The following is a 24213-nucleotide window of genomic DNA, read 5'->3' on the forward strand; positions in this document are numbered from 1 at the left end:
CGCGCCGCGTCCACCGGCGCCGCCGCGGCCCGCCGCGCCGCCGCGCCCTCCGCGTCCGGGCCTGCCGGTCGACCGGCCCGACCGGTCTCCGGGCTGGGGATCGGGGGGATACCCGGTCCCGCCGCTGCGTCCGGTGCCGCCGCTCCCGCAGCCGAACGGCGTCCTGTGGGCGATCCTGCCGTTGATCACGTTCGGTTTCGCGACGCCCGCGACGTTCTTCTACGCCGCCGTCAAGCGCAACTCGTGGAACTACGGCGCCGCCTCGGCCGCCTACGGGTTCGGCCTGGTGACGATGCTGGCCGCCCTCGACAGCGGCAACGCGCTGCTGATCGTGCTCGGCACGATCCTGATGCTGACGCTGTGGCCCGTGGGAACCGCGCACGCCTTCGCCGTCCGCCGGAGGGTGTACCCCCGCGAGACGCCGGGCAGCCACCACAACAAGAGCGCCGTCGAGTACGCCAAGTACCGGCGGAACCTGCGCGCCGACGCCCGCGCCATCGCCGCCGACGACCCGGCGCTCGCGCACGAGCTGCGGATCGGCCGCCCGGACGTGCCCCGCGCCTACGACGACGGCGGGCTCGTCGACGTCAACCACGCCCCGCTGGAGATCGTCGCCGCGCTGCCGGGGATGACGGACGCGCTGGCGGAGCGGGTCGTCCGGCACCGCGACGAGCACGGCACGTTCGTCTCGGTGGAGGAGATGGCCATGGACTGCGACCTGCCGCCCGCGGTCATGCCGCAGCTCGCCGAGTACACGATCTTCCTGCCCTGACCCCGCGGACGCTCAGGCGAAGGCGACCTTGAGCACGCCGGTCAGCGCCAGCTGCGCCAGCGACAGCGGGACGAGCCACGCCCAGGCGAGCTTCTGCAGCTGGTCCTCGCGCATCCGCGGGTAGCTGACCCGCAGCCAGATCACGCAGAACGCCAGCACCGCGACCTTGACCAGCGTCCAGAGCCAGCCCAGCTCGGTGTTGAGGAACGGGCCCTTCCAGCCGCCGAGGAACAGCACGGTCGTCAGCGCGCACAGCACCACGATCCCGGCGTACTCCGCCAGGATGAACAGCGCGAACCGCAGCCCGCCGTACTCGGTGTACGGACCGAAGATGATCTCCGAGTCGGCGACCGGCATGTCGAACGGCGGGCGCCGCAGCTCCGCCAGGCCCGCCACGAAGAACACCACCGCGCCGACCGCCTGCCAGGGCAGCCACCACCAGCGCCACTCCACGACGATGCCCTGCAGCGACAGCGTGCCCGCCGCCATCGCCACCGACGACGCGGCGAACACCATCGGCAGCTCGTAGGACATCAGCTGCGCCGCGACCCGGATCCCGCCGAGCAGCGCGTACTTGTTCGCGCTCGCCCAGCCCGCCATGATCGCGCCGATCACGCCGACGCCCATCACCGCGAGCGCGAAGAACACCCCGACGCCGAGGTCGAGCGCGACCTGCCCGTCCGGGCCGACCGGCACCACGGTCAGGACCAGCAGGTACGGCACGAGAGCGACGCCCGGCGCCAGCTTGAACACCCACCGGTCGGCGTCGCGCGGGACGACGTCCTCCTTCTGCGCGAACTTCACGCCGTCCGCGACGAGCTGCGCCCAGCCGTGGAACCCGCCCGCGTACATCGGGCCGAGGCGGCCCTGCATGTGCGCCATCACCTTGTGCTCGGCCTGCCCGACCAGCAGCGGCAGCAGCGCGAACGCCGCCGCGACCAGCACCAGCTTGCCGATGATCTCAAGCATCCGGGTCCCGCTCCTCCCGCGGGCGAGCGGCGGCCCGGCGGCGCTCCGCCGCCTCCGCCCACGGGCCCTCGTCGGGCACGCCGGGCGGGCGGACGCGGCGGCGGCTGGGCGCTCCGTGCCCCGACTCGCCCGGCTCCTTCGCGCCCGGCCAGGGCTTGGCGACGCGCGCGGCGAGCACGAAGTCCTTGCGCAGCGGATGCCCCTCGAAGCCGTCCGGCAGCAGCAGCGGGACGAGGTTCGGGTGCCCCTCGAACACGATGCCGAACATCTCCGCCGTCTCCCGCTCGTGCCACGCCGCGCCCCGGTAGACGCCCGTCGCGGTCGGCAGGGCCGGCGCCTCCCGCGGCACCCGCGTCCGGACGAGCATGTGGTGGCGCCGCTCCAGCGAGTACACGTGGACCACGACGGCGAACCCGGCCTCCAGCTCGTCGACGCCGGTCAGCCAGTCGAAGAACCCGCAGGCCAGCTCGTCGCGGGCGAAGGTGAGCGCCTCCACCCACCGCTCCGGCGGCACGCCGACGGCCAGCCCGCCGGCCGTCTCCTCGGTCGTCACGTCGTCGCCGAACCGGTCGGTCCAGGCGGCGACCGGCTCCGCCGGGGCGCTCACCGGTTCCGGCCGATCTCGTCGTCGTTCCCGTCGTCGTCGAGGCCCGGGATGATCGACGGATCGTGCTCGTGGCGGGCCCGCCTGCCCGGCGGCTGTTCCTCGGCGGCCGGATCCGGCCGCGCCGCGTCATCCGGCTCCACAGTCGGCAACGGCCGCGTCGTCCCCTCGGCGGGCGACGCTTCCGGTTCGACAGTAGGCACGGGCCGCGTCTCCTCGTCCGGTCCCGCGGCATCGGCGGCCGACGCGTGCTGCCCCTCCGGCTCCACATCCGGAAGCGGCCGCGTCGGTTCGTCCGGGCGCACGGCCTCAGGGGGCGGCGCGTCGTTGCGCTCCCCTTCCGCCGCCGCGGTCGGCACCGGGCGCGTGGCCGCATCCGGCCGCGCAGTTTCGGAGGGCGGCGCATCGTCGCCGCGGCCCTCGGGCTCCACGGCCGCGGGTTCGGACGGTGGCGGCGGGACGGGCTGCGTCGCGTCCTCGGGCGGCGGCTGGAGGGGGCGGCGCAGGACGGTGGCCGAGAACGGACGCGGCGCGGGCGGCGGGCTCGTCGGGTCGCCGCCGTCGTAGCGGTCGCCGAGCGACTCGGCGGCGATCTTCTCCTGGAGGTGGACGATGCCCTGCAGCAGCGCCTCGGGCCGGGGCGGGCAGCCCGGCACGTACACGTCCACCGGGATGATCTGGTCGACGCCCTTGGTCACGCAGTAGGAGTCCCAGTACGGGCCGCCGCAGTTGGAGCAGGCGCCGAACGAGATCACGTACTTGGGCTCGGGCATCTGCTCGTAGAGCCGCCGGACGGCGGGCGCCATCTTGTCGCTGACGGTGCCGGACACCACCATCAGGTCGGCCTGGCGGGGCCCGGGCGCGAACGGGATGACGCCGAGCCGGATGAAGTCGTGCCTGCTCATCGAGGTGGCGATGAACTCGATCGCGCAGCATGCCAGGCCGAAGTTGAAGACCCACAGCGAGTAGCGGCGGCCCCAGTTGAGCACGAACTTGACCGGCTTGGGCGCGAGCCGCGACAGGGGTCCGACGCTCGGCGGCGGGAGATCGATGGTGCCCACGCAAGCATTGTTACAGCCCGGGGAAGGCCCGCCGCGGCCTCAGACCCAGGACAGGACGCCCTTCTTGCCCGCGTAGAGCAGCCCGACGGCCAGGAACGCCAGGAAGACGAACATCTCGCCGAGCGTGGTGGCGCCGTAGCCGGGGGCGGAGAAGACCGTCGCCCAGGGGAAGAGGAACACCGCGTCCACCGCGAACACCACGTAGAGGTAGGCGAACACGTAGTAGCGGATGTAGGAGTGGGCCCAGCCGCCGCCGACCGGGTCGACGCCGCACTCGTACGTGGTGAGCTTCTCCACAGTCGGGCGGTGCGGACGGAGCATCCGGTTCGCGGCCAGGCCGCCGCCGACGATCCCGCCGCCGGCGACCAGCAGCGCGGCAAGCCCGACATATGAGTCGAAATAGTTATGCACCGCCACCCTCCCATCCGCGTCCAAGCAAGTATCCCCGAAAGGGGCGTGCGGAGTGTGGCGTCGTACCTCCACCGCGGAGGATCACAATGTCATCGTTTTGCTGCACACTAGAGGATGCATTGGGGTCAGTTGACCTGGAAGGACGTGACCGGATGAGCAACCCCCCGCCGAACCCGGGCTGGGAGAACCCGGGTGGCGCCTCGTGGCCGCCTCCGCCGCCGCCCGCGGGGCCCGGCGGTTCCCCTGGTCCGGGCGGCCCCGGCTACCCGGGCGGCCAGGGCGCTCCGGGCGGCCCCGGTTATCCGGGCGGGCAGGGCGCGCCCGGCGGCCCCGGCGCTCCGCCTCCCCCCGGCGGGTACGGCGGCCCGGGCACGCCGCCGCCCTTCTTCCCGCCCCCGCCCGGCGCCCCGATGGGCCCGGGCATGCCGCCGCCCAAGCGCAGCAGCGGGCCGCTGATCGCGGCCCTGGTCGGCGGCGCCGTCGTGGTGATCCTCATCATCGGCGTCGTGGTGTTCGTGGTGGCGTCCAAGGGCGGCGGCAAGTCGCCCGAGGAGAAGCTGCGCGCCGCGGCCGACTCGATGTCCGCCGGGCGCGCCGTCGGCCTGAAGGGCACCTTCGGCGGCGGCGCCGACAGCATCCAGGGCCAGCTGGACGTCACCAAGGGCGGCCGCGCGACCGGCCCGGTGACCTGGAACAGCGACAACGTGACCCTGCTGTCGGCGGACGGCAAGCTGTTCGTGAAGGCCGACCAGTCGTACTGGCGCGACCAGATCGACAACGTCGAGGGCACGCCGTACTACCTCAAGAGCGGGCAGCAGTGGGGCCGGCTGAGCTCCGACAAGCTCGACGTCGACTTCAAGAACGAGCTGTCGCCGACCGCGCTGGCCGCCAAGCTCCGCGCGGCCGCCACCGCCAAGGTCAAGCCGCTGAAGACGACGTGGTCGGGCAAGAAGGCGCTGAAGTTCAGCACCTTCACCTCGACCCTCTACATCACCGACGCCGACGACGCCGAGCTGCTGCGCTACGAGGCGACCACGCCGCGGGTCGCGCTGGACGTCACGCCGAAGTCCTCGTCCGAGGCGTCCACGGTCATCTCGAACATGCGCACCAGCATGGGCGAGCTGAAGGACTCCTTCGACGCCTCGGCGCGCCCCTCGGTCGACGAGTGGAAGAAGGGCGGCTGCAACAGCAACTCCGGCTGCACCGTCGAGGCGAAGATCCGCCCGCCGTACGGTGCGTCCACGCCGATCACGATCGACGTCCGGTTCAACATCACCGCCGGCACGCTGACCGGCCGGGACCTCGGCAACTGCACCGACACGATCACGATCAACGGCAGCGACTCGGTGTGGGCGAGCTGCCGCGTCGCCACCTCCGCCTGGCAGAGCTGGGCCAAGTCCACCGGCGGCACGTTCTACAAGCACGCCCAGTACAAGGTGATCGGCGCCACGGCGTCGGAGGTCGCCTCGCTGCAGAGCGGCCTCGACAGCGAGTGACACCGCAGGTGGGGGCGGTCGGCGCGGAGGCCGGCCGCCCCCGCCCGCGGTGCCGGTATGCCCGGCGATGGCACGGTTTCCGGTCCGGCCGCTCGCATCGTCGGGCATCCTTGTGCCTTGTGAGCGCTGATCAGGACGACCCTTCCGCGGAGTCCGGACCTGCCCGGCCCGCACCGGACGACGTCCTCGTCGCGGGCGGCCCGCCCCGGCGGCCCGCGTCCGCCCCGCCGCAGGCCGACACCACGGTCGCCGACGGCCTCGCCGTCCCCGGCGGCGGCACCGCGGGCACCACTTCGCCGGACGGATTCCCGGCGCGAAGCGGCTACACCCCGCAGGACGGCTACGCCCCGCACGACGGCTACGCCCCGCAGGACGCTCACCCGGCGCAGACCGCGCCCCAGGCCGGTTACGCGCAACACGACGCCTACCCGCCGCAGGACGGGTTCGAATTCCAGGACGGCTACGCGCCGGGGTGGGACGGCGACATGGGCCAGGGTCCGGTGCCGCCGCAGGGGCCCGGTATCCCCGGCATGCCGCTGCCGCCCGGCATCGGCGGGCCGCAGCCGCGAGGCGGGAAGCTCAAGAAGCGGCTGGTGACCGGCGCAGGGGTCGCCGCGGTCGTGGCGGCGGCCGCGACGGTCGCCATGGTGTTCGTCCACGACGACGAAGGGCCCGGCAAGCCGCGCCCGAAGCCGTCCTCGACGGCGCCCGCGGCGTGGGCGCTGAAGGCGGGACGGCAGCTCACCTCCGGTCCCGGGTTCCACTACCGCGGGACGCTCACCGGTGCCAACGGCGCTCAGATCCAGGCCGACCTGCAGGTCACGACGGCGGGCTCAGCGGTCGGCACGCTGACGGCGGGAGCGTTGAAGGCCGACGTCGTGGCGGTGGACGGCGAGACCTACATCAAGGCGGGCCTGGGATTCTGGCGCGAGTACGCGGGCGAGCGGTCGCACCCCGAGAACTTCGCGGGCCGCTGGTCCAAGGCGCCCGCGGCCGTTCCCGGTTTCGACGTCCCGGACGTCCTGGGCGCGCAGGCGATCGCCGAGTCGCTCACCAAGGCGGCGGCGAATCCGCCCACCCAGACCGTGAACGGCGTCCGCACCTACAGGATCGCGGCCAAGGGCGCGACGTACCTGGTGTCGGCGGAGGCGCCGTACCGGCTGCTCGGCGTGCAGGCGGCCGGGACGGACGGCGCCCGGTTCAGCGTCGCCGACCTGCCCGATGCCGGCACGCTGTTCACCCGGCTGCGGCCGCGCGTGAAGGCGCTCGCCGGCGCCGCCGACCCGAACCTGCACTTCGACCCGGGCACGCTGACCTTCGTCGACTGCGACCAGAACACGGCGGGATGCACGGTGCGGGTGCCGGCGACGCTGTCGGCGCCGCAGGCGGTGCCGGACGGGGCGCGCGCCGCCCTGCGCGCGTCGATCGCGACCCGCGGCACCGCGCTCGGGTCCTGCGCCGCGTCCGCCCCGGTGCCGTCCGACCGGTCGCTCGTGCTGTCCTGCACCGTCACGGGACGGGCCTGGCGGACGTGGGTGAAGTCGGCGCTCGACCATCCCGGCTCCTACCCGTACTCGGCGCAGGCACGGGTGATCGGCGAGGCGCTGACCCGGGCGGACGTCAGGGCGCTGCTGGCCAAGGTCGACCGGGAGCGGAGCAAGATGGTCAAGAGCTCGCTGTCCGGCGCGTCCGGCTCCCCGTCGCCGGGGACGGGCGGGCACTGAAAGCCCTGCCGGGCCGCCGGGGGCCGGTGGAACAGAACGGAATTCAGCCTGTCTACACTTCGGGCTGTGAACTCCGTGCCCTCGGGGAGCGACGGCTCCCCGGCCCATCCAGCCCGGCTGGTCAGGCGACTGCACGTCGACCTGTGCCGGCTGGCCAGCTCCCTGTGTTCAGTGGTGAACCCGGGGACCAGTCCGGCTCGTAGCACCGGTTAGGACCCGCCCGAATCCAGCCGGGACGCGTGATCTTCCGCCTGAGGTGATAACCCTTGTGATACGGGGTCATGACCTCCCTGAGGGCGGGATGTCGCACATGACGGGCGGAGCGACGGCCGCGGTCTGCGCCTCTCAGACCACGGCCACCACCAGCGGACGCCGAGCGGCGGACGGCATCGGGCCGCACGCCCGGCGCCGCCGTACCGCGGGGCGGCCCGATCCCCGAGACCAGCATTCCATCCCGGACATACCATGAAGGTAAGCCTTAGTAGCATCACGATCCTGGGCGCCTCCCCCAGGACGGGTGCTGCGCGTCGAGGAGGTCTTCCTCTGTGACCAAACAGGTCCAGCAGCTCGACCGCGTCATCATCCGCTTCGCCGGGGACTCCGGTGACGGGATGCAGTTGACCGGCGACCGCTTCACCCAGGAGACGGCGGCGTTCGGCAACGACTTGTCGACCCTGCCGAACTTCCCGGCCGAGATCCGCGCCCCCGCCGGGACGCTCCCCGGCGTGTCGAGCTTCCAGCTGCACTTCGCCGACCACGACATCCTGACCCCGGGCGACGCACCCGACGTGCTGGTCGCGATGAACCCGGCCGCCCTCAAGGCCAACCTCGGGGACCTGCCCCGCGGGGCGGACCTGATCGTCAACACCGACGAGTTCAGCAAGCGCAACCTCGCCAAGGTCGGCTACGCCGCCGACCCCGTCACCGACGGCTCGCTCGACGAGTACCGGGTGCACGCGCTGCCGCTCACCTCGATGACGGTGACCGCCCTCGAGGGCTACGACATCTCCAAGAAGGACGCCGAGCGCGCGAAGAACATGTTCGCGCTCGGACTGCTGTCGTGGCTGTACCACCGTCCCACCGAGGGGACGGTCGGCTTCCTGGAGAAGAAGTTCGCCAAGAAGCCCGAGATCATGAAGGCCAACATCGCCGCGTTCCAGGCGGGCTGGAGCTACGGCGAGACCACCGAGGCGTTCTCGGTGCAGTACGAGGTCAAGCCCGCCGAGCACGACGCCGGCCTGTACCGCAACATCACCGGCAACGCCGCGCTGTCGCTCGGCATCGTCGCCGCCGGCGTGCAGAGCGGCCTGCCCGTCTACCTCGGCTCGTACCCGATCACCCCGGCCTCCGACATCCTGCACGAGCTGTCCAAGCACAAGCGGTTCGGCGTGCGGACGTTCCAGGCCGAGGACGAGATCGCCGCGGTCGGCGCGGCGCTCGGCGCCTCGTTCGGCGGGTCGCTCGGCGTCACCACGACGTCCGGGCCGGGCATCGCGCTGAAGAGCGAGACGATCGGCCTGGCGGTCGCGACGGAGCTGCCGCTGCTGGTCATCGACGTGCAGCGGGCAGGGCCGTCCACCGGCATGCCGACCAAGACCGAGCAGGCCGACCTGATGCAGGCCATGTACGGCCGCAACGGCGAGGCGCCCGTCCCGGTGATCGCGCCGCAGTCCCCCGCGGACTGCTTCGACGCGGCGCTGGAGGCGGCCCGCATCGCGGTGACGTACCGCACCCCCGTCATCCTGCTGTCGGACGGCTACCTCGCCAACGGCTCCGAGCCGTGGAAGCTGCCGGACGTGGCGTCGCTGCCGACGATCGAGCCGAACTTCGCCGCGCCGTCCGAGGACGGCTTCGAACCGTTCCGGCGCGACCCGCAGACCCTGGCGCGCCCGTGGGCGATCCCGGGCACCGCGGGGCTGGAGCACCGGATCGGCGGCCTGGAGAAGGCCGACGTCACCGGCAACATCTCCTACGACCCGGCGAACCACGACACCATGGTCCGGCTGCGCCAGGCCAAGGTCGACGGCATCGCCAACGACATCGCGCCGCTCGCGGTGGACGACCCGTCCGGCGCGGCCCGCGTCCTGGTGATGGGCTGGGGCGGCACCTACGGCGCGATCTCCGCCGCGGTCCGCCGCGTCCGGGCGGAGGGGCGCGACGTGGCGCAGGCGCACCTGCGGCACCTCAACCCGTTCCCCGCGAACCTGCCGGAGGTGCTGCGCTCCTACGACAAGGTCGTGGTCCCGGAGATCAACCTCGGCCAGCTGGCGATGCTGCTGCGCGGCCGGCTGCTGGTCGACGTGATCGGCTACAACCAGGTCCGGGGCCTGCCGTTCAAGGCCGAGGAGCTCCAGGACGTGATCCAGGAAGTGATCGACAGTGAGTGACACCAACGGGACCGGCGCCGCGAACGGCAACGGGAAGAGCCTGCTGTCGCTGGTCCCCAAGACCGACGCCAAGCAGACGATGAAGGACTTCAAGACCGACCAGGAGGTGCGCTGGTGCCCCGGGTGCGGTGACTACGCGATCCTCGCGGCCGTCCAGTCCTTCCTGCCCGAGCTCGGACTGCGCCGCGAGAACATCACGTTCATCTCCGGCATCGGCTGCTCGTCGCGGTTCCCGTACTACATGAACACCTACGGCTTCCACTCGATCCACGGCCGCGCGCCCGCGATCGCGACGGGCCTGGCGACCTCCCGCCCCGACCTGTCGGTGTGGGTCGTCACCGGCGACGGCGACGCGCTGTCCATCGGCGGCAACCACCTGATCCACGCGCTGCGCCGCAACGTCAACCTGAAGATCCTGCTGTTCAACAACCGGATCTACGGGCTGACCAAGGGCCAGTACTCGCCCACCTCCGAGGTCGGCAAGATCACCAAGTCGACGCCGATGGGCTCGCTGGACTCCCCGTTCAACCCGCTGTCGCTGGCGATCGGCGCGGAGGGCACCTTCGTCGCCCGCACCATCGACTCCGACCGCAAGCACCTGCAGTCGGTGCTGCGCGCCGCCGCCGAGCACCGCGGCACCGCGCTGGTCGAGATCTACCAGAACTGCAACATCTTCAACGACGGCGCGTTCGACCCGCTGAAGGACGCCGCCGTCCGCGACGACATCACGATCCGCCTGGAGCACGGGCAGCCGGTCGTCTTCGGCGCCGACCGGCAGAAGGCGCTGCGCCGGACGCCGTCGGGCTCGTTCGAGGTGGTGAACGTCGCCGACGTCCCCGCGTCGGACATCGTCGTGCACGACGCCTCGAACCCGGACCCGTCGGCGGCGTTCGCGCTGTCGCGGCTGGACCAGCCGGCGTTCGAGCACACCCCGATCGGCATCTTCCGCAACGTGGACCGCCCGTCCTACGACGAGCTGATGCGCGCGCAGGTCGACGAGGCCGTCGAGACGCAGGGCAGGGGCGACCTCGCCGCGCTCCTCGGCAGCGGCGACACCTGGCGCATCGACTGATCCGTCCGCGTTCCGCAAAGCCCGTCCCCGCATGCGCGCGGGGACGGGCTTTCGGCGCTTTGGAACCGCCCGGACGGGGCAGTGTTCATCACGTGACGAGCAATCCGCGATCGTTGGCCGGGTTCGGCCGCGACACGGTGCGGGGCACCGTCTCATCCTGAAAGACTGTTGGAGATCTTGTCAGCCCGGGGAGGTGACGATGCGGGTCGTTCCGCGCCGCAGGAAGGATCGTCGGCAGCCAGAGGACGCCGCCCCTGCCCCGCAACCGCCCCCGCCCGCCCGGCCGGACCGGGCCCTGTCCTGGCCCCCGCCTCCCGTTCCCCTCGTCCCGCCTTCCGAGGCCGCCCCGCCCGAGCAGCCCACGCCGCCCGACCAGCCCGCGCCGCCCGAGCAGCCCACGCCGCCCGACCAGCCCGCGCCGCCCGAGCAGCCCGCACCGTCCGACCAGCCGACACAACCCGCGCCGTTCGGGCAGGACGCGCCGCTTGGCCAAGCGGCATCGCCCGACCAGGCCGCGTCCACCGGGCAGGCCGCGCCGTTCGGGGAGGGCGCATCGGAACGCGGGGGGCGCTACGAGCACGAGTCGGCCGCCGCGGTGCTCGGGCAGGACGATCTGAGCGGCCGGGCGCCGACCGAGCCGATCCCGCCGGTACCGGGCCCGACGCTGATCCCGGAGCCGGAACGGCAGGCCGCGCCGCCTCCTCCCGGGCCGGCGAGGCCGGCGCGGGCGGCGGGGTTCGCGCCGTCCGGCGGCCCGGAGCGCGCGACGGCGGTGCTGCCCGCGGCCGACGTCCCGGACGCCGACCGGCGGCGGCGCGCCCGCGCCGAGCAGCGGCGGCGGGCGGCCGCCGAGACCAAGCGCAGCCGCGCCGCGCGCCGCCAGGGCCTGGCCTACCGCGAGCGGCCCGTCCCGGCGCCGGCCGCGGCCGCCGACCAGCACCGGTCCGCGCTGGTGATCATGGTGCTGACGCTCGGGCTGCTGATCGCCGCGGTCGCGGTGACCGGCGGGCTGATCGCGGCGTCGATGCGGACCAAGCCGGTGACGCTGGCCGCGCCGCTGCACGTGTACCCGGTGACGCAGGCGTCGCCGGGGCAGTGCCAGGCCGGGACGCCGGGGATCACCGGGCAGTCCGCCGCCGGGGTGACCTGCTACCGGCTCGCCCAGGGCATCGCGATCCGCAAGGTCGCCGACCTGCGGGTGCAGAAGTCGCGCGGGCCGTCCGCCGGGTACGACGTGGCGCTCACGCTGCGGCCGGTGGACCGGCACGCGTTCGCGCGGCTGACCCGCGCGACCGTGGGCCGCGACCTGGCCTTCGTGGTGCGCGACCGCCTCGTCACGCTGCCCCGCGTCGACATGCCGATCCTGGACGGGAAGGTCGTCGTGACCGGCCCGCCGAACCGCGCCGCCGCGAACACCCTCGTCCGCGAGCTCAAGGGGCACTGATCCCTTTTTGACAACCGCCGGTCGTCGGGCAGGGTGGACGCCGTGGACCTGGATCTCGCGCAGGTGCGGGCGTTCGTCGCGACCGCCGAGCACCTGCATTTCGGGCGCGCCGCCGGCGAGCTGTTCCTCACCCAGCAGGCGCTGTCGAAGCGGATCGCGCGGCTGGAGGACGTCCTCGGCGTGCGGCTGTTCGACCGCACCGGGCACGCGGTGGCGCTGACGGCGGCTGGCGAGCGGTTCCTGGAGCCGGCGCGGCGCGCCCTCGCGGCGGCGGACGACGCGATCGTGGCGGCCCGGCGCGACGACCGGCCGCTGCGGCTGGACGTGTGGGGCCACCTGTTCGACCCGATGCGCACGATCGGGCAGGTCGTCGCGCGCCGTCCCGACCTGCCGATCGAACCGAACCTGAAGCGCGGCCTGCCCGAGGTCGTGACCGCGCTGCGGCGCGGCGACGGCGATGCGGGCTTCGGCCGCGTCCACGCCCTGGACGAGCCGCTGCCCGGCGGGCTGGCGCACCGGCTGGTGCGGCTCGCGCCGATGGCGGCGGTGATGAGCGAGGAGCATCCGCTGGCGGGCGCGGCGTCGCTGCGTCCCGCCGACCTGAGCGGCACGACGATGTGGTTCCCCGCCGAGATCGGCAAGCTGGACTTCCTCGACCGGTTCCTCGCCGACTTCGGGCTGGCCGGGGAGTTCGGCGGGGTCAACCTCGGGCTGGAGTTCTTCCTCGGCCACCTGCGCGCCGAGACCGGGCACGTGTCGCTGCTGCCGGCGGACGTGCCGGTGCCCGCGGGCGTCCGGTCGGTGCCCCTGGCCGATCCCGTCCCGCTGTACTCGTGGTCGCTGATCTGGCGGGCCCGCGAGCAGCACCCGGTGCTGCGGTCGCTGCTCGCGGAGTTCGCGGCGGCGGCGCGGGAGCACGGCTGGCTCGACTACGACCCGGCCGTGCACTGGCTCCCGGCCACCGAGCTGGACGCCCGCCCCGCCGGGCGCCCCGCTCCCGGCGACCGTTAGGCCTGCGGCAGTTCGGTTCCCTGGACGGCCTGGATCTCCAGCTCGACCTTGAGGCTCTCGCCGACCATCGCGATCCCCGCCTCCAGCAGCTGGTTGTAGCGGATCGCGAAGTCGGTGCGGCGCAGCTCCGCGGTCGCGCGGAACGCCGCGCGCGTCCCGCCCCACGGGTCGGCGCCGCTGCCGAGGTACAGCAGGTCCAGGTCGACGGGCTGGGTGATCCCGTTGAGGGTGAGGCGGCCGTGCACCGTCCAGCGGTCCGGGCCGGTCGCGGTCAGCCCCTCGCCCTCGTAGGTGATCACCGGGTGCTGGTCGACGTTGAGGAAGTCGGCCGAGCGCAGGTGGTCGTCGCGCAGCTTGTTGCCGGTGTCGATGGAGGCCGCCTCGATCCGGGCCGTCACCCGGGACGCCTCCACCGGCTCGGTGATCTCGATGCCGCCCTCGAACGCGGCGAACCGGCCGCGCACGCTGGACAGCCCGAGGTGCTGCGCGACCGCCCCGACGTTGGAGTGCGCCGGGTCGATCGTCCACGGGCCGGGCGGCGGCAGCTCGGTGCCGCCCGCGCGGGCCAGCACCAGCGTGCCGAGGTCCGCCGCGCCGGACCCGTGCACGATCAGCGTCGACGCCGCCGGCTGGAACCCCATCGCCGTGACGATCACCGTGTAGGTGCCGGCGGGCAGCGGGCCGGCGGCGAGCACGCCGTCCTCCCCGGTCTGCTCCCGCGCGACCTGCCGGCCCGCCAGGTCCGTGACCGTGACGATGGCGTGCCGCACCGCCCAGCCGTCCTTCGTCCGCACCGATCCGCGCAGACCGCGCCTGTCATCCATCAACGACCCGCACTTTCCGTTCCGTGGCTCGTGTGATTGCGCCTGCCGGGGCCGCCCCGGTCGGGCGGCCCCGGGACCGGCCCTACTCGTCGGGGTAGCCGAGCTTCAGGTCGTGGTCGTCCAGGCCGCCGCCGGCCAGCGACAGCCCGGTCGCGACCGGCGGGTAGCCGGAGGCGATCACGGTGTACTGCCCGCCGGTCAGGTCGGTGAACGCGTACTCTCCGTCCGGGCCGGTGATCGCCATCGCGACGACGTTGCCGGCCGCGTCGACCAGCGTGACGCGGGCGTCGCCGACCGGTTCGCCGTCCTCGTTGCGGACCGTTCCGCGCACCCGCGCACCGGCCGGCATCTCGACGTCCTGCCGGGTCTGCCCGCCGCCGGCCACCTCCACCGGCAGCGCGACCGGACGGTGCGCCGCCGCGCTCACCGCGAGCGTGTACGCGCCGGTCACGACGTCCTTGAAGGCGTACTGGCCGGACGCGTCGGTCCGTCCGGTGCCGACGACCTCGCCGCGCACGTCGGTGACGACGACCATCGCGTTCGCGATCGGGCTGCCGTCGGCGCTGCGGACCGTCCCGCCGAGGCCGCCGTTGCCGGCCAGCATCAGGTCGAAGTCGACCGGCCGGTCGCCGACGACGAGGGTCGCGGCCTGCGGCTCGTGCTCGCCGGTCGCGGCGATCAGCACGTAGGTGCCGGGGCCGGGGGTCGGCAGCGCGTACCGGCCGTCGTCCTGGGTGATCGCGCGGCCGAGCTGGTGCCCGTCCACCCCGATCAGCGTCAGCGCGGCGGACGGGACGGGCGCGCCGTCGCCGGCCCGCACCACGCCCCGGACGGGGACGCCGCCGCCGTGCGCGTTCTGCGCCTGGGCGTTCTGCTGCGCGAGCAGCCGGGCCTGCGCGGCGGGATCGGCCGCCCGGGCCCCGCCGGAAGCGGCGGCCATGCCGTTGGGCGACAGTCCGTTCGCGGGCATCTCGTTCATCGCACCGACCATCTCCTTGGGAACCGTACCCGCCGCGACCGACGCCAGCTGCTGCTCGGCGAGGTGCTGTTCGTGTCCGCGGGCGTGCCTGCCGACCGCGGACGCGGCGCCGCCGGGGGCGGTGGACGCGGGCGGCCGGACGACGCCGTCGTCCACCGGCGGGGTGGTGGGGACGGTGGCCTGCGGGGCGCCCCGGCCCGTGCCGGCCTTGCCGCGCAGCGGCAGCTCCTTCATCGCCAGCACTGTAATGAGGCCGACGGCCGCCACCGGCACGCCGAAGATGAAGACCTGCTCCAGCGAGTTCGTGAACGCGGTGAGCACGATCGACTTGAACGGCTCGGGCAGCGCGTGCACCTGGGCGGGGGTGCCGAGGGAGCCGCCGCCCTTCGGCATCGGCAGGTGCGCCTCGCGCAGGCCCTTGGCGAGCTCGCCGGGCAGCTTGTTGTTCAGGATCGCGCCGAACGCGGCGACGCCGACCGCGCCGCCGAGGTTGCGGAAGAACGAGACACCGGACGTCGTGGACGCCAGGTCCTCCATCTTCGCGGCGTTCTGCGCGGCGAGGATCAGGATCTGCATGCTGAGGCCGAGCCCGACGCCGAGCAGCGCGAGGTAGCCCCCGATCTCCACCCTGGACGAGTCGACGTGCAGCCGCGACAGCAGGAACAGCCCCGCGCCGACGCACACCAGGCCGATCACCGGGTAGATCTTGTACCTGCCGGTCCGGGTGACGAGCTGGCCGGAGCCGATGGAGGCGATCAGCATGCCGACCACCAGCGGCAGCGTCATCAGGCCGGACGCGGTGGGGCTCAGGCCCTTGACGATCTGCAGGTACTGCGGCATGTAGATCATGACGCCGAACATCGCCATGCCGACGCAGAGCGACCCGAGGCTGGTCAGCACGAACGTCGGGTTGCGGAACAGCCGGGGCGGCAGGATCGGCTGCCGCGCGGCCCGCTCGGCGAACACCGCCGCGACCACCAGCAGGACCGTGAGCCCGATGAGCGCGTACGTCCAGGTGGAGGCCCACTCGAACTCGTTGCCGCCCATCGACAGCAGCAGCATCAGGGTCGTGGCGGCGCCGGTGATGGTGAACGCGCCGAACACGTCGATCCGGGTGTCGCGCTTCACCTTCGGCAGCTTGAGCACCTTCTGGATCACCAGGAAGGCGACGATGGCGAGCGGGGCGCAGACGTAGAAGCACCAGCGCCAGCCGAGGCCGTCGGCGTCCACGATGAACCCGCCGAGCAGGGGGCCGGCGACGGTGGCGACGCCGAACACGGCGCCGATGTAGCCGGAGTAGCGGCCGCGCTGCCGGGGCTCGACGATGTCGCCGAGGATGACCTGCGCCAGCGCGGACAGCCCGCCGGCGCCGAGGCCCTGGACGGCGCGGGCCGCGATCAGCATGCCGATGTTCTGCGACAGCCCGCCTCCCACGGAGGCGACCACGAAGATCAGCAGTGCGGCCTGGAAGGAGACCTTCCGGCCGATGATGTCGGACACCTTGCCCCACAGCGGGGTCGAGGCCGTCATCGTGAGCAGCGTGGCGCTCGCCACCCAGGACAGCTGGTCCTGGCCGCCGAGGTCGCCGACGATGGTCGGCAGGGCCGTGCTGACCACCGTGGACGAGATCATCGACGTCAGCAGCGCCATCATCAGGCCGGAGAGGATCTCCAGGATCTGGCGGTGCGTGTACTGCGGTCGCGCTTGCTCTGGCGCCGCCGGCCCGGCCGACGGCGCCACGCTCGCTTGAGCCACCATGCCCCCATGGAACGAAATTACCTGTGTTTTGCATATATGCTATGTACACGCTTGTTTACTTGCAACTCGGGGGATACTGGGGCGGTTCGGTGATCCACACGGGGACGGATCGGGATTCGATGATGCGCGCCGAGCAGGCCGAGCAGCACGAGCAGCGCGAGCACCGCAAGCGCGACCGGGAGGCCACCCGGCGCCGCATCCTGGACGCCGCCCGCGACCTGTTCGGCGAGCACGGGTACGACGACGTCACCGTCCGCATGATCGCCGCCGCGGCCGACGCCAACACCGCGCTGGTCAACCGCTACTTCGGCTCGAAGGCGGCGCTGTTCGGCGAGGTCCTGGCGGGCGAGTCCGCGCTGCGCGGCGTCATCGCCGGCGACCCCGCCGGGCTGCCCCGCCGGCTCGCCGAGCACTTCGTCCGGCAGATCGGCCGGCACCCGCCGACCCCGATGACCCGGATGATCGACCGCTCCGCCGGCAGCCCCGAGGTCAAGCAGATCCTGCTCGGCTACCTCGAGGACGTGATCGTCGAGCCGCTCGTCGCGCAGCTGGACGGCCCGAACCCGCGCGCCCGCGCCCTGCTGGCGTCCACGATCATCATGGGCGGCGGGCCCGTCCGGCGCCTGCTCGGCCTCAACGACCTGCGCAGCGCCGACCCCGCCGAACTCACCGACCGCCTCACCGCCATGTTCACCGCCGCCCTCTCCGCCCCGGGCCAGCCTTAGGCGCGGTACGCCGGAGGGTGTAACGGCGGGACGGGCCGTACGGCGGTGGGCGCAGGGCGGATCGACGCGAGGGCGGAGGGGCGTGCGGCGGGGCCGCGCATAGGCTGCTGACATGACGGTGGGCGGCGCGGTCCGGGCGCGATGGGACAGGACGAGCCGGAGGTCGCGCTGGACCGCCGCGGGGATCGCGGTGGCGCTCGCCGCCGGGGGCACCGCGTGGAGCGTCGGCGACGGCGGCCCGCCCCGCGTGCGCACCGTCGAGCAGCGCGTCCAGGTCGTCGACGGCCCGCACGACGACCAGCACGTCACGCTCGACACCACGTTCTACAGGCCGGTCGGGCGCGCGAAGGCACCCGCGATCATGCTCGGGCACGGGTTCGGCGGCGACAAGAACGGCGTCGCGGACGAGGCGCGCGACCTGGCCCGCGCCGGATACTCCGTGCTGACCTGGACGGCCCGCGGGTTCGGCGCGTCCACCGGGCAGATCGCGCTCGACTCCCCCGACTACGAGGTCAAGGACACCCGGCAGCTCATCGACTGGCTGGCGAAACAGCCCGAGGTGCAGCTGGACGGCCCCGGCGACCCGCGCCTCGGCATGGCCGGCGAGTCCTACGGCGGCGCGATCGCGCTGATGACCGCCGCCTACGACCGGCGCGTCGACGCCATCGCCCCGGAGATCACCTGGAACAGCCTGCCGGACGTGCTGTTCCCCAACGCGGCCGGCGCGGGCCCCGACCAGGGCGTGTTCAAGAAGCTGTGGGCCGGCGTCTTCTTCACCAGCGGCTCCCTCGGCGCCGGCTGCGGACGGTTCCTGCCGTCCATATGCGCGATGTACCAGAAGGTCGCCGAGCAGGGCGGACCGACGTCGGACGCCATCGCCACGCTGCGCCGGTCGAGCCCCGCCTCCGTCGCCGACCGGATCAGGGTGCCCGCGCTGCTCGTCCAGGGGCAGTCCGACTCGCTGTTCCCGCTCGACCAGGCGGACGCGAACGCGCGGGCCATCGCCCGCAACGGCGCGCCGGTCTCGGTCGTCTGGTACCAGGGCGGGCATGACGGCGGCGATCCCGAGACCGGGCGCATCCGGGGGCTCGTCCGCGACTTCTTCGACGCACGGCTGAAGCACGCCGACGCGTCCGGCACCCGGTTCATGGTGACCCGCGCGGGCGGCCTCGACTCGTCCACCCAGCAGGTCGTCGTGCAGGAGGCGCGAGCCCGCACGTATCCCGGGCTGTCCGGCGCCCCGCAGAACCTGCCGCTGGCCGGACGCGAGCAGACGATCTACAACCCGGCCGGCGGAACCCCCGCAGCCGTCTCCGCGCTTCCCGGACTCGGCGCGCTCGGCTCGCTCGGCTCCGCCGCCGGCGGCCTTCCGTCCGACATGCCCGGACAGACCGCCACGTTCGACACCCGACCGCTGGACCGTCCCCTCCGCATCACCGGCGCCGCCACCGTCCGCCTCAAGACGACCGAAGACGCCGCCACCGAGGGCGGCCCGCTCTTCGCCAAGCTCTACGACGTGTCCCCGGACGGCAACGCCACGCCCGCCCGGCGCATCGCCGCCCCCTTCCGCGCCACCGGCGGCGAGGCCACCGTCACCCTGCCCGCGATGGACCACCGGTTCGACCGCGGTCACCGCCTCCGGGTCGTCATCGCCACCACCGACATGGGCTTCGCGACGCCGCCGCGGCCCGCCGCCTACAAGGTGCGCGCCGTGTCCGGGCTGACCGTCCCGACCGACCCGTCCCTGGTCACCGCGCCCGCCCCGATCCCCGGGTGGGTGTGGGTCCTGCCCCTGATCGGCCTCGCGATCGCCGCGGCGCTGCTGCTCGGCGTCCGCCGCGGCCGCTCCCACGACCGCGGCACCGACGTCCCGCTGGAGATCACCGGGCTGACCAAGGCGTACGGGAACGGCCACCTCGCCGTCGCCGACCTGTCGTTCCGCGTCGAGAAGGGCCAGGTCCTCGGCCTGCTCGGCCCGAACGGCGCCGGAAAGACGACCACCCTGCGCATGCTCATGGGCCTCATCCGCCCCGACGCCGGCGAGATCCGCATCTTCGGCCACCGCGTCACGCCCGGGGCTCCCGTCCTTTCGCGGCTCGGCTCGTTCGTCGAAGGCCCCGGCTTCCTGCCCCACCTGTCCGGACGCGACAACCTCGACCTGTACTGGCGCGCCACCGGCCGCCCCTCCACCGAATCGCACCTGGACGAGGCGCTCGCGATCGCCGGCCTCGGCGCCGCGCTCGACCGGCCCGTCCGCACGTACTCGCAGGGCATGCGGCAGCGGCTCGCCATCGCGCAGGCGATGCTCGGCCTGCCCGACCTGCTCGTCCTGGACGAGCCCACCAACGGGCTCGACCCGCCGCAGATCCGCGAGATGCGGGAGGTCCTCGTCCGGTACGCCGCCGCCGGCCGCACCGTGATCGTCTCCAGCCACCTGCTCGCCGAGGTCGAGCAGACCTGCACGCACGCCGTCGTCATGGCCGGCGGCCGCCGCGTCGCCGCCGGCCCCGTCACCGAGATCGTCGGCTCGGGCCGCCGCCTCGAGGACGCGTTCCTGGAGATCATCGGGGAGACCTCATGACCGACGCGCCCCCCACCGACGAGCAGGCGGCCGACACCGCACCCGCGTCCGACCGCTCCGGCTACAGCGTGCGGCGCACCCTTCCGCTGCGCGTCGAGGCGATCCGCCAGTTCCGCCGCCGGCGCACCCTCATCGCCTTCGGCATCCTGCTCGTCCTGCCCTGGGTGCTGGTCGGCGCGTTCAAGATCGGCGGCTCCCCGTCCGGGAACGGCGCCCCGAGCCTGGTGGACGTCGCCACCGCCGGCGCCCTCAACTTCGCCTTGTTCGCGCTGTTCGTGTCGACCGGGTTCCTCCTCGTCGTCGCCGTCGCCCTGTTCTGCGGCGACACCGTGGCCAGCGAGGCCGGCTGGTCGTCCCTGCGGTACCTGCTCGCCGCGCCCGTCCCGCGCGCCCGCCTCCTCCGCCAGAAACTGATCGTCGCCCTCGCCTACGCCGTCGCCGCGGTCGTCAGCCTCCCCCTCATGTCGCTGGTCGCGGGCACGGCCGGGTTCGGCTGGGCCGACGTCGAACTCCCGACCGGCGGCACCGTCCCCGCGTCCACCGCCCTCGGCCGCATGGCGATCGTCGTCGCCTACTCCCTGGTCGCCCAGCTCGTCGTCGCCGCCCTGGCGTTCCTCCTGTCCGTCGTCACGGACTCCCCGCTCGGCGCGGTCGGCGGCGCCGTCGGCCTGGTCATCGTCAGCAACATCCTGGACGCCGTCACCGCCCTCGGCTCCTGGCGCGACTTCCTGCCGACCCACTGGATGTACGCGTGGATGGACGCCCTCCAGCCGCAGATCCAATGGACGGGCATGGCCAAGGGAGCGGCCATCTCCGTCACCTATGCCGCCGTCCTGTTCGCCCTCGCGTTCCGCCGCTTCCACACCCGCGACATCGTCTCCTGACCCCCATACCGCAGGACGGCCCCGCCGCGGAACGATCTTCATCGGCCACTCCCGGTCAGCACCGGACGTGACCGCCTGACCACGTCCGGTCGACCGGGCTTCCCGAAAAACGGTCGAACCGGCAGAGGATGTCGCATAAGCTCGCGGAACCTCGCCTGCGGCGCCCGCGTCGTAGTGAAGTGCAGGTGACATCGGCTCGATCGACGGGTTAAACCCGGCCCGACGGGGGAGATGATCAACATGGCACGGCAGCAGCTCATCAAGCGCCCCAGGCCCCCACGTCAACCGAGCCCGCCGGACCTGAGGACCCCCTCAGGCCGCCTCCTGCCGTACTGACCCCACCGCCCCGTCAAACCCCCGCCCACTAGAACCGCTTTTCAAACCGCACATGGTCGTGCCCGGCCTGGGGTTCGTGGACGTCAAAACCCATGGCCCGGTGGAACGCGATGGCCCCCGCATTGGCGGGCGACGCGACGGCCTTGACCTTCGTACGGCCGACCGCCGCGGCCTCCTCGAAGAACCTCTCGTACAGGGCCCGCGCCACACCGTCCTCACGACACCTGGGGTCTACCCCAACAAAATGGATGTAGGCCTCGTCCGGGTGATCCGCCGAAAGGAACCCCGGCTCCGTGCTCCCGCGCTCGATAGCCCCCAGACTCCTGGCTTGGCCAGCGCCGTACACTGACCAGGGAATTCACGGTCAGGAGAGCCATGCCCAGGGCGGACGCACAACGCAACCGCGACCTCATCCTCGCGACGGCCAAAAGGCTCTTCGCCGAACGCGGAGCAAGCGCCCCCCTGGACGACATCGCCCGTCACGCCGGCGTGGGCAACGCCACCCTGTACCGGCATTTCCCCACCCGCCGCGACCTGCTCATCGCCGTCTACGCCGACGAGGTAGCCGACCTCACCGCCAAGGCCGGGAAACTCCTCTCCCACCCCTCCCCGGCGGACGCCCTGTTCACCTGGCTCGACGCGTTCATCGCCCACATCGCCGACAAGAGCGACCTGGCCCACGCCATCCCGGAGGAGGGACGCACCCCCCTCTTCTCCGAATGGCACGAGGCCATGCGAATGACCCTGTCATCCCTCCTGGAAAGAGCCCAGGAAACCGGCACCGTCCGCCCCGAAACCAACGCAGCGGACCTTCTCGCGCTGGCCAACGGAATAGCCCTAGCCGGAGCCGACAAAGCCCAGACCACCCGGCTACTTCAACTGGCACGCGAGGGCATCACAACACACCCCCCAACCGACCGGTAATCCGCCCCAGGTCACTCTGCGGCTCGAAGCCGTCAACCATGAGGCCCGCACACCAGCGACGCACCCTCATGCTGGACGGCCGACGGCCCGCCCTCCGCCGAGCGCGAAGTGTCGATGGCGCGGAGCGCGATGAGTTTTGAGGGAACCGGCGGTCTGAGTGTGCGAGTGACCGACCACGGGCCACGAGCGGTAGACGCTGATCGATGAGGAGCCCGTGCCGAGACCGTCCCGGCACGGCAAGAACAAACGGAGGCACCGAATGCGGAAGCTGATTCTGGGCTTTTACGTCTCGCTCGACGGTAAGAGCGCTGACGGGGACAACGGAATCCGGGACGTCATGATGAACATCGACGACCCCGAGCAGGAGGAGTACTTCGTCAGCCGGCTGTGGGAGGCCGGTGCCTTCCTCATGGGCCGGAATACCTACGAGATCATGGCGGGATTCTGGCCCAACTCCGACCACCCGTCCGCCCAGGCCATGAACGAGATCCCCAAGGTCGTGTTCTCCCGCACCCTCAAGACCGCCGACGACTGGCCCGAGACCCGGATCGCCGCCGGTGACACGGCGGAGGAGATCGCCAAGCTCAAGGCCGAGCCCGGCAAGGACCTCGTCGCCGCCGGCGGCACCGCGTTCATGCACTCCCTGATCAAGCTCGGCGTGGTCGACGAGTACCGGCTGTGGGTCCTGCCCGCCGCCACCGGCAAGGGTGCGCCGCTGTTCCCCGAACTCGATCAGCCCCTGAACCTGCGCCTGGTGAAAAGCAGGGCCTTCCCGTCCGGAACTCTCGAACTGGTATACACGCCCGCCGACAAGTAGGCCCCGACGCACGGCCACAGCGGCACCGGGGCAAGTGCCAGCCCGGGTGCCGCCCACTCCCCAGCCAAGGCCCGCACCGACCACCACCCCCTGTCCGCCGAAGTCCGCTCACGAACGCTCAACTCAACAGCTCCCGCCCCGGCTAAGCACCTTGCAACGGGAGCAGCGCCCGCGAAGGCGAACCACAGTTCCCCGCCACAGCACCGGCGCCCCGAACGCCGCCGGGACCGCAAGCAGCGGCTCGGACTCCGCCACCTCCACCGCGTACCCATGCACCTTGAGCGCCTCCGTCAACCGCGATGCGCGCAAGAGCCAGCGGCAGTTGGCGGAGTCGTTGTGCCGCATCTCGGGAACGGCGTCCGTGACGCGCCATGAGATCAGCCGTTGGGAGCGAGGCGAGCGCATCCCCGACGTATAGCTTCCCTCCCTCGCTGTGGCGCTGGACGTCCCCCTGCAAACGCTTGAACGGGCAGCGGGCCACGCCCGCGGCGAGGACCTCGGCACCGGGACGCGTAGCCCCGCCGAGGCACTCGCCTATTTCCTGCCTGAGGACGTAGAGGCCACCCGCACGCGCGAACGCGCGCACTCGCCCTCTGCCTCTCATCGCCCTGGTGGACGCCAACGAGCAGGTGGTGGGTGCCGACGCCATTGCCCTGGGTGAGGCTTGGGACTTTTCGTGCCGTCGGGAAGGGCGGCCGGTACGCGGTGCGGGGACGGAAACGGCGCATTGAAAGGCGCTCGGCGGAGCCACTAAAGTGCCGGACGTCACACGCCGCATCCAAGGAGTCCCGTTGCGTTTGCTGAGCGTCACCGTGCTGGGGTCGGCACTCGTCGCGGCGGGCCTGCTGGCGCCGGCGACGGGTCAGGCAACCACAAAGGCGACGGGACGCGGCGGGGTCGCGATCGAGCCTGGCGTGGCCCGGGCCGGGGACACGGTGAGCGTGTCGGCGCCCGGCTGCGGCGGCGGGCGGCACCGGGCGTCGTCGGAGGCGTTCGGCCGCCAGGTCCGGCTGGACGGCTCACGCGGCACCGCCGTGATCGACGACGACGCCAAGCCGGGCACCTACCTCGTGCGGGTGCGCTGCGGGTCCCGCACGGCGTCCGGGACGGTGCGGGTGGCGGGGAGGCTCGCCTGGCCCGCGCTGCTGCCGGGCGCCCGCGACGGTCTCTAGGAAGCCGAGAGCTCTGCCTCGTCGGTGCATCCTGCGCTTCGACGGTGAGATGTGCAGCTAGCAGGACATCTGTCCATATATGCCATCAATCCTGGCGAATGGCAAGAGAGTTGACGGAGTGACTCATGTCACTAGTCAGACGCATGTATCGGACACTATCGATCTTGATCCACCGCTAGGTCGATGTGATACTTCCACAATATTGACCAGGTTTCGGCAAACTTATACCGGTACTTCCGGGATGCCCTTTTTGCCGCGAGAG

At 72.6% G+C, this 24213-nt stretch carries 21 protein-coding genes; 14 read left to right on the forward strand and 7 right to left on the reverse strand.

Annotated elements, in window-relative coordinates:
• Positions 1–772: ComEA family DNA-binding protein (locus QP089_RS43750; protein ID WP_285920472.1), on the forward strand; the 772-nt coding region annotated here is incomplete at its 5' end.
• A 12-nt stretch (positions 773–784) separates the two neighbouring features.
• Here QP089_RS43750 and QP089_RS43755 read toward each other — a convergent pair.
• From QP089_RS43755 to QP089_RS43770, 4 genes are read right to left on the reverse strand one after another with little or no spacing between them, the layout of a single operon-like run.
• On the reverse strand, positions 785–1741 hold the full coding sequence (locus tag QP089_RS43755) for a complex I subunit 1/NuoH family protein (RefSeq protein ID WP_285920473.1): 957 nt from the start codon (positions 1739–1741) through the stop codon (positions 785–787).
• A complete protein-coding gene (locus QP089_RS43760; protein WP_285920474.1) occupies positions 1734–2348 on the reverse strand; it encodes an NADH-quinone oxidoreductase subunit C in 615 nt (204 codons plus the stop codon). Before QP089_RS43760 ends, QP089_RS43755 begins: the two co-directional genes overlap by 8 nt.
• Positions 2345–3406 (reverse strand): NADH-quinone oxidoreductase subunit B, encoded by a 1062-nt coding sequence (locus tag QP089_RS49090; protein WP_285920475.1) that lies wholly within the window; start codon positions 3404–3406, stop codon positions 2345–2347. Before QP089_RS49090 ends, QP089_RS43760 begins: the two co-directional genes overlap by 4 nt.
• 39 nt (positions 3407–3445) lie before the next feature.
• The gene (locus tag QP089_RS43770) at positions 3446–3817 is read right to left on the reverse strand and encodes an NADH-quinone oxidoreductase subunit A (protein ID WP_285920476.1); all 372 of its coding nucleotides are present in this window, start codon (positions 3815–3817) and stop codon (positions 3446–3448) included.
• A gap of 152 nt (positions 3818–3969) precedes the next feature.
• Between QP089_RS43770 and QP089_RS43775 the strand changes: the two genes are divergently transcribed.
• From QP089_RS43775 to QP089_RS43800, 7 genes are all read left to right on the forward strand, one after another.
• Positions 3970–5313: a hypothetical protein gene (locus tag QP089_RS43775; RefSeq protein WP_285920477.1), complete on the forward strand. Its 1344-nt coding sequence runs from the start codon at positions 3970–3972 to the stop codon at positions 5311–5313.
• A 119-nt stretch (positions 5314–5432) separates the two neighbouring features.
• Positions 5433–7037 (forward strand): hypothetical protein, encoded by a 1605-nt coding sequence (locus QP089_RS43780; RefSeq protein WP_285920478.1) that lies wholly within the window; start codon positions 5433–5435, stop codon positions 7035–7037.
• A gap of 75 nt (positions 7038–7112) precedes the next feature.
• Entirely contained in the window at positions 7113–7250 is a 138-nt protein-coding gene (locus QP089_RS48970; RefSeq protein ID WP_353070687.1) for a putative leader peptide, read from the forward strand.
• Positions 7251–7582: 332 nt separating this feature from the next.
• The gene (locus tag QP089_RS43785; RefSeq protein ID WP_285920479.1) at positions 7583–9424 is read left to right on the forward strand and encodes a 2-oxoacid:acceptor oxidoreductase subunit alpha; all 1842 of its coding nucleotides are present in this window, start codon (positions 7583–7585) and stop codon (positions 9422–9424) included.
• Positions 9417–10496, forward strand: a complete 1080-nt coding sequence (locus QP089_RS43790; protein ID WP_285920481.1) for a 2-oxoacid:ferredoxin oxidoreductase subunit beta — start codon at positions 9417–9419, stop codon at positions 10494–10496. The genes QP089_RS43785 and QP089_RS43790 overlap by 8 nt, the downstream gene beginning before the upstream one ends.
• A 199-nt stretch (positions 10497–10695) precedes the next feature.
• On the forward strand, positions 10696–11940 hold the full coding sequence (locus QP089_RS43795; protein ID WP_285920483.1) for a SecDF P1 head subdomain-containing protein: 1245 nt from the start codon (positions 10696–10698) through the stop codon (positions 11938–11940).
• A 42-nt stretch (positions 11941–11982) separates the two neighbouring features.
• Entirely contained in the window at positions 11983–12951 is a 969-nt protein-coding gene (locus QP089_RS43800; RefSeq protein ID WP_285920484.1) for a LysR family transcriptional regulator, read from the forward strand.
• On the opposite strand, the gene QP089_RS43805 is transcribed toward QP089_RS43800, so the two are convergent.
• Both QP089_RS43805 and QP089_RS48975 read right to left on the reverse strand, forming a co-directional pair.
• Complete coding sequence (locus QP089_RS43805) at positions 12948–13775, reverse strand: YceI family protein (protein WP_285920486.1); 828 nt, start codon at positions 13773–13775, stop codon at positions 12948–12950. The two genes, QP089_RS43800 and QP089_RS43805, sit on opposite strands and share 4 nt — an antisense overlap.
• An 82-nt stretch (positions 13776–13857) precedes the next feature.
• A complete protein-coding gene (locus QP089_RS48975) occupies positions 13858–16512 on the reverse strand; it encodes an MFS transporter (protein ID WP_353070685.1) in 2655 nt (884 codons plus the stop codon).
• 59 nt (positions 16513–16571) lie between these two features.
• On the opposite strand from QP089_RS48975, the gene QP089_RS43820 reads away from it, so the two are divergent.
• From QP089_RS43820 to QP089_RS43830, 3 genes are all read left to right on the forward strand, one after another.
• Positions 16572–17237, forward strand: coding sequence for a TetR/AcrR family transcriptional regulator (locus QP089_RS43820; RefSeq protein WP_285920488.1), 666 nt, complete (start codon positions 16572–16574; stop codon positions 17235–17237).
• Between the two features lie 112 nt (positions 17238–17349).
• Positions 17350–19818, forward strand: a complete 2469-nt coding sequence (locus QP089_RS43825) for an alpha/beta fold hydrolase (protein WP_285920489.1) — start codon at positions 17350–17352, stop codon at positions 19816–19818.
• Positions 19815–20702, forward strand: coding sequence for an ABC transporter permease (locus QP089_RS43830; protein ID WP_285920490.1), 888 nt, complete (start codon positions 19815–19817; stop codon positions 20700–20702). Before QP089_RS43825 ends, QP089_RS43830 begins: the two co-directional genes overlap by 4 nt.
• 364 nt (positions 20703–21066) lie before the next feature.
• Here the strand turns inward: QP089_RS43830 and QP089_RS43835 are convergent, their stop codons facing one another.
• On the reverse strand, positions 21067–21384 hold the full coding sequence (locus tag QP089_RS43835) for a GNAT family N-acetyltransferase (RefSeq protein ID WP_285920491.1): 318 nt from the start codon (positions 21382–21384) through the stop codon (positions 21067–21069).
• Between the two features lie 29 nt (positions 21385–21413).
• On the opposite strand from QP089_RS43835, the gene QP089_RS43840 reads away from it, so the two are divergent.
• The 3 genes from QP089_RS43840 to QP089_RS43850 all read left to right on the forward strand — a co-directional run bounded on the left by QP089_RS43840 (position 21414) and on the right by QP089_RS43850 (position 23951).
• Complete coding sequence (locus tag QP089_RS43840) at positions 21414–21962, forward strand: TetR/AcrR family transcriptional regulator (protein ID WP_285920492.1); 549 nt, start codon at positions 21414–21416, stop codon at positions 21960–21962.
• A gap of 259 nt (positions 21963–22221) precedes the next feature.
• Positions 22222–22779, forward strand: coding sequence for a dihydrofolate reductase family protein (locus tag QP089_RS43845; RefSeq protein WP_285920493.1), 558 nt, complete (start codon positions 22222–22224; stop codon positions 22777–22779).
• 791 nt (positions 22780–23570) lie between these two features.
• Positions 23571–23951 carry a hypothetical protein gene (locus QP089_RS43850; protein WP_285920495.1) on the forward strand — a complete coding sequence of 127 codons (381 nt, stop codon included), beginning with the start codon at positions 23571–23573 and terminating at the stop codon, positions 23949–23951.
• The last annotated feature ends 262 nt before the right edge of the window (positions 23952–24213 follow it).

The organism is Actinomadura opuntiae, assembly GCF_030283205.1.
Classification (GTDB): domain Bacteria; phylum Actinomycetota; class Actinomycetes; order Streptosporangiales; family Streptosporangiaceae; genus Spirillospora.

Excerpts from the sequence above, each read along its gene's own strand:
- QP089_RS43830 (WP_285920490.1), top strand. The coding sequence starts at position 19,815 with ATGACCGACGCGCCCCCCACCGACGAGCAGGCGGCCGACACCGCACCC.
- QP089_RS43845 (WP_285920493.1), top strand. The coding sequence starts at position 22,222 with ATGCGGAAGCTGATTCTGGGCTTTTACGTCTCGCTCGACGGTAAGAGC.
- QP089_RS43825 (WP_285920489.1), top strand. The coding sequence starts at position 17,350 with ATGACGGTGGGCGGCGCGGTCCGGGCGCGATGGGACAGGACGAGCCGG.
- QP089_RS48975 (WP_353070685.1), bottom strand. The coding sequence starts at position 16,512 with ATGGTGGCTCAAGCGAGCGTGGCGCCGTCGGCCGGGCCGGCGGCGCCA.
- QP089_RS43795 (WP_285920483.1), top strand. The coding sequence starts at position 10,696 with ATGCGGGTCGTTCCGCGCCGCAGGAAGGATCGTCGGCAGCCAGAGGAC.
- QP089_RS43775 (WP_285920477.1), top strand. The coding sequence starts at position 3,970 with ATGAGCAACCCCCCGCCGAACCCGGGCTGGGAGAACCCGGGTGGCGCC.
- QP089_RS43805 (WP_285920486.1), bottom strand. The coding sequence starts at position 13,775 with ATGGATGACAGGCGCGGTCTGCGCGGATCGGTGCGGACGAAGGACGGC.
- QP089_RS43840 (WP_285920492.1), top strand. The coding sequence starts at position 21,414 with ATGCCCAGGGCGGACGCACAACGCAACCGCGACCTCATCCTCGCGACG.
- QP089_RS43755 (WP_285920473.1), bottom strand. The coding sequence starts at position 1,741 with ATGCTTGAGATCATCGGCAAGCTGGTGCTGGTCGCGGCGGCGTTCGCG.